The 13,265-nt window shown below is 48.0% G+C and carries 11 protein-coding genes; 2 read left to right on the forward strand and 9 right to left on the reverse strand.

Annotated elements, in window-relative coordinates; all coding sequences use genetic code 11:
* Positions 1–3 precede the first annotated feature (3 nt).
* On the forward strand, positions 4–2,028 hold the full coding sequence (locus GA003_17405) for a DNA gyrase/topoisomerase IV subunit A (GenBank protein QXD27768.1): 2,025 nt from the start codon (positions 4–6) through the stop codon (positions 2,026–2,028).
* A 130-nt stretch (positions 2,029–2,158) separates the two neighbouring features.
* On the opposite strand, the gene GA003_17410 is transcribed toward GA003_17405, so the two are convergent.
* Complete coding sequence (locus tag GA003_17410; GenBank protein ID QXD27769.1) at positions 2,159–3,172, reverse strand: LacI family transcriptional regulator; 1,014 nt, start codon at positions 3,170–3,172, stop codon at positions 2,159–2,161.
* Between the two features lie 256 nt (positions 3,173–3,428).
* Between GA003_17410 and pyrE the strand changes: the two genes are divergently transcribed.
* Entirely contained in the window at positions 3,429–3,998 is a 570-nt protein-coding gene (gene pyrE, locus GA003_17415; GenBank protein ID QXD27770.1) for an orotate phosphoribosyltransferase, read from the forward strand.
* Here the strand turns inward: pyrE and GA003_17420 are convergent.
* From GA003_17420 to ssb, 8 genes are all read right to left on the reverse strand, one after another.
* The gene (locus GA003_17420; protein QXD27771.1) at positions 3,995–5,446 is read right to left on the reverse strand and encodes a Do family serine endopeptidase; all 1,452 of its coding nucleotides are present in this window, start codon (positions 5,444–5,446) and stop codon (positions 3,995–3,997) included. The two genes, pyrE and GA003_17420, sit on opposite strands and share 4 nt — an antisense overlap.
* 96 nt (positions 5,447–5,542) lie before the next feature.
* Positions 5,543–6,544, reverse strand: coding sequence for a ribose-phosphate pyrophosphokinase (locus GA003_17425; protein ID QXD27772.1), 1,002 nt, complete (start codon positions 6,542–6,544; stop codon positions 5,543–5,545).
* Positions 6,541–7,545, reverse strand: coding sequence for a UDP-3-O-(3-hydroxymyristoyl)glucosamine N-acyltransferase (gene lpxD, locus GA003_17430; GenBank protein ID QXD27773.1), 1,005 nt, complete (start codon positions 7,543–7,545; stop codon positions 6,541–6,543). The genes GA003_17425 and lpxD overlap by 4 nt, the downstream gene beginning before the upstream one ends.
* A gap of 182 nt (positions 7,546–7,727) precedes the next feature.
* Positions 7,728–8,327, reverse strand: coding sequence for an OmpH family outer membrane protein (locus tag GA003_17435; protein ID QXD27774.1), 600 nt, complete (start codon positions 8,325–8,327; stop codon positions 7,728–7,730).
* Between the two features lie 27 nt (positions 8,328–8,354).
* Positions 8,355–10,832: an outer membrane protein assembly factor BamA gene (gene bamA, locus GA003_17440; GenBank protein ID QXD27775.1), complete on the reverse strand. Its 2,478-nt coding sequence runs from the start codon at positions 10,830–10,832 to the stop codon at positions 8,355–8,357.
* On the reverse strand, positions 10,816–12,174 hold the full coding sequence (gene dnaB, locus GA003_17445; GenBank protein ID QXD27776.1) for a replicative DNA helicase: 1,359 nt from the start codon (positions 12,172–12,174) through the stop codon (positions 10,816–10,818). Before dnaB ends, bamA begins: the two co-directional genes overlap by 17 nt.
* Before the next feature lie 140 nt (positions 12,175–12,314).
* The gene (gene rplI, locus GA003_17450) at positions 12,315–12,782 is read right to left on the reverse strand and encodes a 50S ribosomal protein L9 (GenBank protein QXD27777.1); all 468 of its coding nucleotides are present in this window, start codon (positions 12,780–12,782) and stop codon (positions 12,315–12,317) included.
* 19 nt (positions 12,783–12,801) lie between these two features.
* Positions 12,802–13,254, reverse strand: coding sequence for a single-stranded DNA-binding protein (gene ssb, locus GA003_17455; protein ID QXD27778.1), 453 nt, complete (start codon positions 13,252–13,254; stop codon positions 12,802–12,804).
* Between the last annotated feature and the right edge of the window lie 11 nt (positions 13,255–13,265).

The raw sequence follows: 13,265 nt of genomic DNA on the forward strand, positions 1-13,265 counted from the left end.
GCCATGGCTCAAGATTCTACATCGAACGCGGACCTGGAGAAGGTCTCCGACCTCTATAAAAAATACTACCTCGAATACGCCTCCTACGTCATTCTTGACCGGGCAGTGCCGTCTATACTCGATGGTCTCAAACCAGTGCAACGTCGCATCTTGACGACCATGTTCAAGATGAATGATGGGCGCTTTCACAAGGTAGCCAGCATTGTGGGTGAGACGATGAAACTGCACCCTCACGGCGATTCTGCAATTACGGATGCACTGGTGCAAATCGCGCAACGTGATCTGCTCATCGAAATGCAAGGGAACTTTGGAGATCCCGTAACCGGTGACCGGGCAGCTGCCAGTCGCTACATTGAAGCACGCCTCTCTAAGTTTGCCCTGGAAGTACTTTTCAATCCGAAGACGACAGAATTTCAGGATTCTTATGACGGTCGGGCAAAAGAGCCCATCGTGTTACCTGCCAAATTTCCATTGGCTCTGTCTTCTGGCATTGAAGGGATCGCAGTTGGGCTCGCCTGTAAGATACTTCCACATAATTTCATCGAGCTGATTGACGCCTCAATCGCCGCACTCAAGAAACAAGGCTTCGAATTGTATCCAGATTTCCCTACAGGCGGAATTGCAGACGTCTCGGAATACAACGATGGCCTCCGAGGAGGAAGAATTAAAGTACGGGCAAAGTTTGAAATCCTGAAACGCCGGCAAATAGCGATTCGGGAAATCCCCTTTGGGACGACGACCGCCTCACTCATTGATTCCATTGTTAATGCACGCGATAAGGGGAAAATCAAATTTGATCGGATCGAAGATCACACAGCAGAGAATGTGGAGATACTCATCTCTCTGTCTTCCGGTATTAAGCCAGAGAACATGATCAATGCGCTCTACGCGTTTACTGACTGTGAAAACTCCCTCGCTCCAAATTCCAGTATCATTGAAAACCAACGGCCTGAGTTCCTTCCAGTCACCGAACTCTTAAGACGATCAGCCAAACGCACCCGAGCTCTTCTCAAACTTGAGCTCGAAATCGAGTTAGCTGAACTGGAAGAAAAATGGCACTTTAGCAGCCTGGAAAAAATCTTTATTGAGAACCGCATCTACCGCGACATCGAGAAATGCACGACCTGGGAAAGCATTATCGAAACCATTCACAAAGGCTTAAAGCCTTACCTGCACTTGTTGCGCAGAGAAGTGACTGACGATGACGTTGCACGCTTGACTGAAATTAAGATCAAGCGAATCTCGCGCTTCGACGCCTTCCGTGCCGACGAGTATATCAAAGGTTTGGAAGATCGCATGAAAGAGGTTAAAAAGAACCTCCGCTATCTCACCAAATTCACGGTTAAGTTTTACGAAGATCTCAAAAAGAAATACGGTGAAGGTCGTGAACGCAAAACAGAGCTGGCGAGCTTTGAAAAGGTGGTCGCTACCAAGGTCGCTGTCGCCAGTGAGACCCTGTATGTGAATCGTAAAGACGGCTTCATCGGCACCAGCATGAAAAAAGATGAGTCGCTCTTTAAGTGCTCTAGTCTAGATGACATCATCGTCTTCACTCGCGATGGAAACATGAAAGTAGTAAAGGTAGCTGACAAAGTATTTGTGGGCAAGGACGTCATCCACGCCGCCGTGTTCAGCAAGGAAGATAAGTCGATCTACTCCATGATGTATCGCGACGGGAAACGAGGAAACGTCTACGCCAAACGCTTCCGTATTGGTGGAGTCACTCGCGACAAAGACTATCCACTCACGAAAGGTAGTGCTGGTTCTCGTGTGTTCTTTTTCTCCGTCGACAAAACCGAAGAAGAAAGCCCCTTTGTCAAAGTGTATCACAAACCAATTCCACGCCTACGCAAGCTGGAGATCCCTTTCAACTTTGCCGAGTTCGCCATTAAGAGCCGTGGCAGCCAAGGAAATATCATAACCAAAAACATCGTGCAGCGTGTCGCCCGTGCGACCACCGACGAGGAAGAGGCCGAAGAGTCCTTTGATCCAGAGGCAGAACAAAAGACCTTGGACCTTGGTGGCTAAGAATAGCGTTTAGATCTTTTGAAACACCAGTTTCGCGAAGTAACTTAGTCTAGAAGAGTAAACCGTCCAGGACGACTAGGGAATTGGTTCAAGTCTATTCATCCCGATCAAGCTAAGCCTGGCACAGCCGCTAACTTGTTTTGCGAATGATAATCTCTGGAAGGATCCACTCCTTAACTGGATCTTGAGACGAAGGAGATTGGATTTGCTGGATCAAGGTCGCTACCGCTTCGCGGAAAATCTTAGGGATCACGTGGTCGACCGTGGTGAGAGGAGGATCGAACCAGGGGCTGATATCCAAATTGTCGAAACCAACCACTGCGATATCGTCGGGAACTTGAATGCCTTGCTCGCGCAGATAAGTCATTGCGCCAATGGCCAAGCGATCATTCATCGCTACCCAAGCAGTCGCTTTGTCGCCATTGGCTAAAATTGATTTAGCTAATGAATAACCATAGCCATAGTCTTGGAGCCCGAATCCATCTTCGGTGTAGCTGGTCACGCAATCCCCATAAGAAGAACCATGCTTCTCCACTCCCCGACGTATGCCTTCGGTGCGGTGTTGCCCAAGCACAAGGTCGCTTTCAATGCCGAGTAGCGCAAATTGTCTATGTTCCCGATCCCAAAGATGATCGATCAACTTTTCCATGATTCCCGTCCGATCCAAATGAATGGATGGGAAAGGCAATTCATGTATCGGATCCACCAATACGGTTGGGATTTTTGCTTCGGTTAAATAATTGATAGTCGGGTTATCCGACTTCAACGTGGATGCTACGAGAATGATAGCGTCCGATTTCAAGGACAGGAAGTGACGCAAAACAGATTCCTCTAAATTGGGATCACCATCAGTCAATTCGATCATCCCCTGAAAACCCATTGCCCTGAGCTGTTGCTGTAGAAAAGCAGTCTTCTTGGCTAAAGCGGGAGACTCAATTTCCTGAAAGCATACTCCGACCAACCCTGTAGACCCCCCGCGTAATCCTCGAGCCATTGCATTGGGAGAGAAGCCTAATTCCCGCGCTGCTTCCAATACACGTCGCCGGGTTTCCTCTTTCACTTCCGGATGACCATTCAAAACACGAGAGACCGTCCAGCGGGATAAGCCGAGGTGCTCAGCGAGGTCTTTGGTAGAGGTGATCATAGATTACAAGGTGTGGGCACAACGATTTTCCAGTAAACCAACACGCGTTAGAAAGCCTCGCAAGATCTAATTCCCCGGGCAACGAATCGATCCGCAAATTGAGTTATGTAGGACTCGATGCTGGCATCGAAGCCGGTCATAGAGATGGCGTACCGGATAAGGCCAAGCTGTAAGCAACTGGCCCTACGATCAATTAATGAAGCCTGATAAGAAAATGTCATTGGAATCGAAAACTGCTTTGCCCAGATTGTTTGCTATGGACGATAAGCAACAGGAAATCCTCACAATCTTTGAAGAATCGAAAGCGCTCTTGCGTGGTCACTTTATTCTGCGGTCAGGCCTTCGCAGTAGCCATTTTTTTCAGTGCGCTCGTGTCTGTGAATACATGGACAAAGTGGAGCGGCTCGCTGAAATAATGCTCGAGAAACTCGAAGACACTGAATTCACAACCGTTCTTGCGCCGGCCATGGGTGGACTGGTTTTCGGTCAGGAAGTAGCTCGCCAGGCCAAGGTCCGATACATTTTTGCTGAAAAGCAGGATGACAAACTGGTTCTTCGTCGTGGATTCAAAATAGAACCCGCAGAAAAAGTCCTGATCGTAGAAGACGTAATCACTCGAGGCGGCCGAGCTCAGGAAGCTATTGATATTGTACGCGGACTAGAGGGTGATGTAACCGGACTGGCATTGCTAGCAGACCGCAGTGCAGGGAATGCTTCATTTGACGTCCCGGTGATCTCATTGGCGGAATTTAACTTCCCCACCTACAATCCCGAAAGTCTACCTCCTGAATTGGAAGGAATTCCGGCGGTAAAACCGGGCTCTTAGTCTTTCTTAACAACAAGGGAGTTTTCCTTCCCTTCGAAGTAGATGTGGAGAAGGTTCCTCCCATCGGTGATATGTTCGAAGGCTTCACCCATGGTTTTAATTTTCGTTCGGTTGATAGCCATGATAACCATGCCGGCCTTAAGATCTCCCGCATAAGGAGAGTTCTCACCGACCTCGGTGACTAGAAGTCCTTGCACTGATTGTCCGACCAAGAATTCATCCCGTAATTCTGGACTCAGCTCAGACAGCGAGACTCCGGTAAGAAGTACGACGGTTTCGGTGGTTGTATCTTCCGATACAAGCGCATCGTTTAAATTGCCAAGAACCACGGGCAGCACGATTTCCTTCCCGTCTCGTATGACAGTCATCATCGCTTCCACACCGGGTGTAATCTGTGAAACCTTTAGCCTTAGGTCAGGCTGAGAAACTACCGGTCGACCATCGATCGCAATAATCACGTCATAAGTGAGTAATCCAGCCTCATCTGCAGGAGTATCTGGAAACACCTGAGTTATCACAGCACCTTGCGCATTCACGACTCCAAATTCCTCAGCCATATCTGAATTCAAATCACCAATACCGACTCCAAGGTATCCTCTACGGACTTCTCCAGTTTGGATCAGATCCATCATGACATTCTTGGCAAGATTACTGGGAATTGCGAATCCTATGCCGATACTGCCTCCAGACTGAGAGAGTATCGCGGTGTTTATACCTAACACCCTTCCTTCTGCATCGACCAAAGCACCTCCTGAGTTACCGGGATTGATCGAAGCATCTGTCTGGAGAAAATTTTCATAGGCATCACCATCGATCAAACTAAGAGAGTTACGATTGGTGGCCGAAACGATTCCTTGAGTTACGGTCTGCCCGACTCTCAATGGATTCCCTACAGCAAATACAATATCACCCACTCGTGCCTGGTCACTGTCAGCCATGATGAGAAAGGGAAGCCCCCCCTCATTGACCTTCAAGACTGCAACATCAGTCTTTGCATCGACCCCAATAATCTCCGCTTCAAGCTCTCGTCCGTCAACAAGCCGTACACTCACTCCATCCACATTTTCAATAACATGGTTGTTGGTGAGCACGTATCCGTCACTGCTGATAATGACACCAGAACCCAGACCTTCTGATTTGGGTTTATCATCTTCCTCATCGCGCTCGCCGAAGAACTTTTTAAGAAACGGATCGTCTTGAAATTGCTCAGGCAGTTGATAGCGCTGCCCTTCGAGTAGTTTAGAAGTCGCAACGCTGACCACGGCAGGTGTTACGTTGTCCAACATATCAGCATAACTGGCCATCCTTCCCCGATTCGACCGATCCAAAGGCGTGTCGTCCCACACAATATCGGGAAGTTCACGCGTCTCAATGTTGGTGACTGCGTGAGAATGGCCCAAAACAAGGGCCCAAGAGGTGAAAATCGAAACTAGGTAACGCAATTTCATGAATCCAAAACGACAAGAGCGAGAAACGAAGGTTTCTAGCTAAATTAGACTGATAGTCATAGCATCAGTTGAAGCTCTTGGGAATTCCTTTCGGAATCAGCCAGCGTTGCTCTCAGAACCGTCCTTCGTTTTCAGGCGAAAAAGACTGGATACACTTTCACTCAGGTGAGTTCGCATAATAGCTTTCCCCATCAGCTCGGCGATACTGATGACTGTGACAGGCACCCCCGTATCGCCCGCATCGACAGGAGTAGAGTTTGTGGTAATGAGTTCATCTAAAGGGCCATCCTTGAGACGCTTGTGCGCATATTCGTTGAGCACGCCGTGGCTCACACAAGCTCGCACCTTGGTAGCACCATGCGCACGTACGATCTCCGCTGCAGCGGTCAAAGTTCCAGCTGTTTCAGTAATGTCGTCTACAATAAGCACTTCCTTACCTTCCACATCGCCCACTACGCTTTCTGCCTCTACATTGGCGGCATCAATGCGCTTCTTGGCGACGACACCAAAGGGACACCCAAGGATATTGGCATAAGCAGCGGCCATTTTCATACTGCCAACATCAGGGGAGATAACGACAGTGTTTTCCGTGTCAGTATGGGTAAGTAGGTATTCATAAAATACCGGAGACGCGTAAAGGTGATCCACTGGCACATCGAAGAAACCCACAATTTGCTGTGCGTGCAGATCCATAGTAAGGATACGATTGGCCCCAGCGCAGACCAAAAGATTGGCTACTAGCTTTGATGTGATGGGCACACGTGGCTGATCCTTTCTATCCTGGCGGGCATAACCAAAGAAGGGAATGACTGCGGTAATCCGACTGGCAGAAGCACGTCGAGCTGCATCGATAAAGATGAGCAGCTCCATGAGGTGCTGATTAGGTGGATAACAAATAGACTGAATAATAAAAACATCTCGGCCGCGGATATTCTCATTAATTTTGGCAAAGCTTTCCCCATTGGGGAACTTGGTAACCTCGGCTGCACCGAGCGGGATACCGAGGTAGTCACAAATCTCCTCTGCAAGCGGGATATTGGAATTACAGCTGAATACTTTTAGTTTATTAGGGGTGATGAGAGCTTCCTCTTCAGTCATGGATCGGATGTCGGATGGGTTTCGAGCTTGTCGACTCTACGGAATAGGTCGGGAAGTTTTTTGCGGAGCACATTGAACTTTTGTGCTTGGAAATATGGCATTGCTGGATCGCCAGACACAAAGCTTTTAGCAGGTAAATTTGAATAGACGTTGGTCGATCCGCCAATTTGACAGAAGTCACCGATAGATAAGTGACCAGAAACTCCGGACTTACCGCCTAGTAAAACAAAATCGCCAATCGAAGTACTTCCTGCCACTCCCACTTGAGCGGCCAGAAAGCACCCTTTCCCAATCGTTACGTTGTGTGCGATCTGGACCTGATTATCGATCTTCGTCCCCTGCCCGATTCGGGTTTCGTCAAAACGTGCACGATCGATGGTGGTATTGGAGCCCACATCGACATGATCTTCGAGCACAACAATGCCCACCTGTGGAGAGCGGAGGTGTTGACCATCCACGGTCTCATAACCAAAACCTTCAGAGCCAATTACTGCTCCGGAATGCACGATGCAGTCGGATCCAAGCTTGCAGTAATCCATGATCGTCGCACGAGGCTTCAAAACACAATCGTCCCCAAGTTCAGCAAAAGGTCCCACATAAGCATGCGCATGGATCTCACTATTTTCGCCTACCTTTGCACCCTCTTCAATTACAGCAAAAGGCCCCACAAAAACAGAATCAGCCAGCTGTACAGAATCATGAATGCTCGCGGTATCATGAACACCTGACTCCCGCTTGGGGCTGAGCTGGTGCTGGATGTTTTCGCAAATGAGATCTATTGCCCGCGAAGGATTTCCGTGCAGCAGGTATATTTGCTCCTTCGAAGGATCACACTCGTAGTCTTCCGGAAGAATGAGCACGCTGGCTTTACAATCTGGAACCGCCTTGCGGTACTTCTTCCCGGATAAGAAAGAGAGATCTCCCGCCTGCGCAGAATCAAGAGATGCGATGCCATTGATTTCACCTTCCCACGATCCCTTGATGGATATGGGAGAAGTCAAATTTAGAACCAGTTCAAGATTCAGTTCAAAGCATGGCATCGACAAAAAAAACCCTGCTTCTAAACGAAACAGGGTTCAATTGGAAAAGTGTTAAATTTGCGGAGCGACTTGAGAATTTCAGTTGCACGTTGGTGGCAGGAGTTTCCCCCTCCATCTGGGTAGGCTTCAAAAAATCTAAAACTCTAGTTTGCTGGCTCATCTACCGGAGCAACAGGTGCATCTGCATTGAGAACGTCGAGCACTTCGTCCGTCGTATCCCATGCCGGGTTGGCATAGATCACAGATGGAAGTCCGATGTTTGTTCCGGTTGAAATGTCGAAGACTAAGTCAGCACCTTTCTGCTGAGCTACCTCAAGGATCACCGTCTTAATCTCCTCGAGCATGAACTGGCGTTGCGTAGCCTGCTGTTGGCTGAGCTGGCTATTGGTGCTTTGGCGAAACATTTGAACTTCCTGCTGCATGCTGCGGATCTTCTCCATTTGGAGGTCGGCATCCTTCTCAGCTTCAATACGAGCTTCGTCTGAGAGTGCAGGGTTCTGAGCCTGTTCGATCATGGTCTTATAGGCTTCCACTTCTGTTTCCCCGGAAGCGATCATTTCATCGAGCTGAGCCTTAGCGGTATCAAATCGACCCTGGATTTTATCACCAGCTTCCTTGGTTTTGTAATAGTTGTCATACAAGGTGGCGACATCGATCGTCATGATTGAATGCTCCGCTACCGCTTGTTGGACCAAAGCGAAAGGAAGCGCCACAAGAGCGACACTGAGTAAGAACGTTTTCATGGGCTTAAGAATCAAGTTAAATTTTGTTTAGAAGCGAGTACCAAAATTGAAGTTAAATTGGGCTCCTTCATCATTGGTGTAAATGAGTTCACCGAACTCGTCTTTGATGGTGGTAGAGTTCATCGGAATTGCATAATCAAGGCGAAGAGGAGTTCCCATAACCATGAGCGTAATACCTACACCCACGTTATCACTCCACCAATCCATTCCAAAATCAACAAATCCCCGATTCACGAGACCCCCATCGTAAAAAGCTGAAATACGCACCTGCTCAGAGATACTGTAGAAATACTCCGCAGTAAACATGGCGTACGTCTGACCTCCCTTTGGTTCGAAAGTCGGAAACGAACGATATCGAGGATTCCCATTTTCATCCCGAAAAATTCCTCCAAAGGGATCTCGTAATGGCTCCCCCATATCGACCGGTCCAACCATACGATAATCATACCCACGGACCGTATTTGGGCCACCTAGAAAGTATTGCTCTGCGAAAGGAAGACGTTTCGTGTCATCATAGCCAAAACCAACTCCAGCTCTCATATCGAGCAGGATACCCTGCCCTAACTCAAACGTAGGTATCCAGGTAGCTCCTAGAAATTCGACCTTCCCGAAATCTTGAGTACCTCCCAAGGGGCCCCCAGCAACGGTGTTGATCAACTGCAACCGCATTCCCTTGGTAGTGAAAAGAAGCTTGTCCCGCGTATCGCGTGCGAGGGCTACAGACACCCGGGAAACGGTACTATTGATCTCGTTCCGTCTTAAATCCAATTCCTCTTCCTTGAAAAAATTTCGGAATGCGAACGGAATCTGGCTAAAGAAGTCCAGAGTCACGTCTTCCAACCCGTAACCGATGCGTCCTTCGATCAGTCCAAAGAGGCGTTTTCTTACAAATACCTCAAACCCAGCTCGGGTTTCCTGATAGAGGGTACTTAAGAAGTCGGACTCCTGGTTGTAGATTTGGAAACCAAACGCTAACTGGTAAAAATAGTTATCCAGAAAATAAGGCTCTTCAAAATAGATACTCATTTGAGAGGACCGTGAACCCGCTTCTAAACGGATACGCAGCTTTTGCCCATCTCCTTGAAAGAAGGACCTGAAATTAAAGAGGTCAAAATTTCCCTGAGTAATTTCGATAAATCCAACCGCTCTTTGGATAGAAGAAAAACCAGCTCCAAAGGTGAAGTTACCCGTACGTCCTTCTTTCACAGTAACTTTGAAGTTCCGCCGTTGTGGGATATTGGTTGGCTCATCTGTTACTTCAACTCCACCGGCATCATCAAACCAACGCGTATTTTCTAGGCGCTGCTTACTGACCTTCATGCGAACCAAATCAAAGGGCATTCCAGGAGCCAGGGATAACTCCCGCAGGATCACCACACTCTTCGTCTTGGTGTTACCTTCAATAACAATGGATTCTACGCGAAAGCGCTCTCCTTCAGTAACCGCAAACTCAAGGTCAATAGCCCCCGTTTCCAAGTTAGGGATCCGTTGAACATTGATTCGGCAATCTAGATACCCGACCGACCCGTAAAAGTCGGAGAGTGCTTCATTCGCTTCGTCAATTTCTTCAGGGGCAAATACATCCCCTTCTTTAATTTCAATGCCCTGTACGAGTAGATCAGATGGGAAAAGTTCATTTCCGGTAACAGAAATTCTGCCGATATGATACTGCTTCCCTTCGGTAAATGGGATGTTTATGACCAAGCGACCTTCTCGGCTATAGTCATACTCGATTTGATCCTCAGCAATATCTGCATCCAGAAAACCTTCCTCTCGGGCATATGCAAGAGCTTCAATTAAATCTTCTTCGAACTGCGTCTCATCTAACTTGCCAGAACCCGTGAGCCAGGAAATCCAATTCCAGGGCCGAGTCTTCATCTGCTTTATCAGCTTCTTGTTTTTGATTTCCTGAGCACCGACAAAATTGATCTCACTAACACGAACTTTTGGACCTTCATCGATGGTAAAGGTGATTTCTCCGAAACCAGTGTCTGGATCGCGATCAATCGAATAATCGATAGATGCCTGCGTGAATCCACGTTTTTGGTAGAATTCGAAAAGCTTTTGAGAATCCTCCTTAACCAATCGCTCATTCAGGGACGCATTGGCTCGAGTAGAGATTTCTTTTCTCAGGCGCTTTTCTTTAATCCGATAATTTCCGTCATAGTAGATGGCCAACACCCGATATTTTGACTTCACCCGAAAGATTAGATCCTTTGTGTCAGCATCCACCTCTCTCTGTTTTACGTCAATATACTCGAACAGACCGGTACTGTACAGTGAACGTAATGAATCATCAACGATCGCTTCACTATAAGGCATGCCGGAACGAACCTGCATGTTTGAACGGAGCACTGCTTCGTTAACATTCTGTACACCAATAAACTCGATTTCAACCTTCCCAATAGTCACATCCCTTTGCGGGAGTTGTGCAGCTAGGTAGGTTGCTCCGAGTAGCGGTATGGCCAGGATAAGTGCCTGAGTCAGTCTAGTAACCAGACTCATGATCAGATTGCGGCGAATAATTCTCAAAGCGGGTGTATTCCTTACGAAAGGTTAATTTCAGTTCTCCTACTGGTCCATTGCGCTGCTTGGCAACGATTAAATCGGCGACGTTTCCAATTGTCTGAAACTCGTCTTCTGAGTCCTTTGGTTTGGAGAGTAAAAGTACGACATCAGCATCCTGTTCAATTGATCCTGATTCTCTCAAATCAGACAGTCTGGGCTTTCTTTTTTCTTTCTCCATATCACGGTTCAGCTGACTCAAGACAATCACCGGAACTTCAAGTTCCTTCGCCAAGCCCTTTATCCCACGAGAGATTTCAGATATTTGCTGTTCACGACCCACAGAGGGGTTTGTCCCAGCTAAAAGTTGTAGATAATCGACTACCACAAGCCCTACAGAACGTCCGTATTTGTTTTGAATCCTGGAGGCAATCCGGCGCGATTTGGCCCGAAGTTCCATAATGGTTATATTACTGGAATCATCGATAACAATGGGAGCTTTCTTCAGCTCAATCGCAGCCTCGGCCAGCAACTGTTTTTCCTCAGCAGAGCAAAACCCATCCTGCAATCGACTCATCGATACCCGAGCCCGTGCGCATAGAAGACGCATACCAAGGTCTTGGTGACTCATTTCCAAACTGAAAATGATCGTGGGAGATCCTTCTTCGCCTTTGGCTGTGGCCACTGATTCAGCAATGTTCATCGCCAAGCTGGTTTTACCCATGGATGGCCGCGCTGCGAGAACGATCATGTTACTCTTCTGCATACCAAGGGTCAGAGCATCCAGATCTTTAAGCCCGGTAGAAACACCCCGCATAGATCCCTTCCCCTCGAGGAAGGAATGGACCATGGCTACTGCAGCATCAATGGTAGTAGAAATATCACGGGATGCGTCTTCCGACTTATCCATCCCAATTTCAAAGATCTCAGTTTCTACGGCCTGCAAAAACTCGGCGAGATTCTCCTGCTCTTCAAAGCAACGTTCCACGGTGTGAGTGGAGGAACGAATCAATCGACGGAGAAGGTATTTGGTCCGAACAATATCGAGAAAGTGATTGGCGTGGGCCGTGGTCTCGATCCGGTCCATGATTTGGTTGATCCCCGGAATACCACCCACCATTTCCAGTTGGTTCTTATTGGCGAGTTCCTCAGCCAGGAGGATTTCGTCTACAGCGGTCTTTTTCTCATAGAGAGAAACAATCGATTCGTAGATGATTTGGTGAGTGGCCACATAGAAACCTTCGGCAGGAAGATTTCGCTCCAAGCAGAGCGGCAACACTTCGCTACTGTCGAGGATACAAGATGCCAATAACCCCTGCTCTGCCTCAACATTGTGGGGCATGGTCCGACCTACGAGGCCTCCGCTAGAGTCAGAGTCTCTCTTCGACCTGCCAGCACGATTAGCGTACTGGCTGCCCGATGCTTGTGAGGAACGAGAAGAGGTTGCCATCAGATGAGTAAATTTGGGCTAGAAACTAGCCTCTATTCCTCATCTTCGTGCAGAGGTACTACTTCAAACTCGAAGTCTACCACTACTTCAGGATGCAACTTGATCTCGATTGTGTGTTTACCCAACTCCTTGATCGGAGTTTTTAGCTGAATCTGTTTCCGATCCAGCTCAATACCAGCTTCGGTGATGTGCTCGAGTAAATCCTTAGCAGTAACCGCACCGAACATCTTGCCTTCTTCACCAGCACGTACTTGCACGGCAATGTGAATGCCTTCGATCCGGCCCTTTAAGGCCTCGGCTTCTTGAATATCTTTTGCTTCGCGTGAAGCACGCGCCACTTTAAGTGATTCGATTTGCTTACGGTTAGAGGCAGTCAAAGGAACTGCGATCTTCTGCGGAATTAGGTAATTCCGGGCAAAACCGGCCTTTACTTTTGCTTCGTCCCCTTCGGCACCAAGGCCTTCTACGGGTTTGAGTAATAAAACATCTGCTGTCGCCATGATTAATTAAATTATAGGTTCAAAATGGTACGTCGTCTTCTTCAATATCGTCGGCCGGAGCTTTCGGTTCGGCAACTCTTGGCGGAGGGCTATTGCGCTCAACATGAGAACCACCTTCGTTGGAATCACCTCCGGAGCCGCCGCGGTCACCGGTAAACTGGAAGTTCTCCAGGACTACACCGAGCTTGCTTCTTTTTTCCCCTTGGGGCGTTTCCCAGCTATCCAGTTTCAACCGTCCTTCTACCAAGAGAGCACGGCCTTTGGACATATATTTGGAAATCGTTTCAGCCTGACGACCAAAGGCATCAATATCCACATAAGTTACTTCTTCTTTCCGTTCGCCGTCCTTGGTTTGATAGACGCGATTGGTAGCCATGGAGAGTTTGCAAATACTCAATCCGCTAGCAGTAACCCTGAGTTCAGGGTCACGGGTAAGATTGCCCATGAGAATAACTTTGTTAAAGGATGCCATTGAATCGGAGG

It is taken from the genome of Opitutia bacterium ISCC 52, assembly GCA_014529675.2.
Classification (GTDB): Bacteria; Verrucomicrobiota; Verrucomicrobiia; order Opitutales; family UBA2995; genus UBA2995.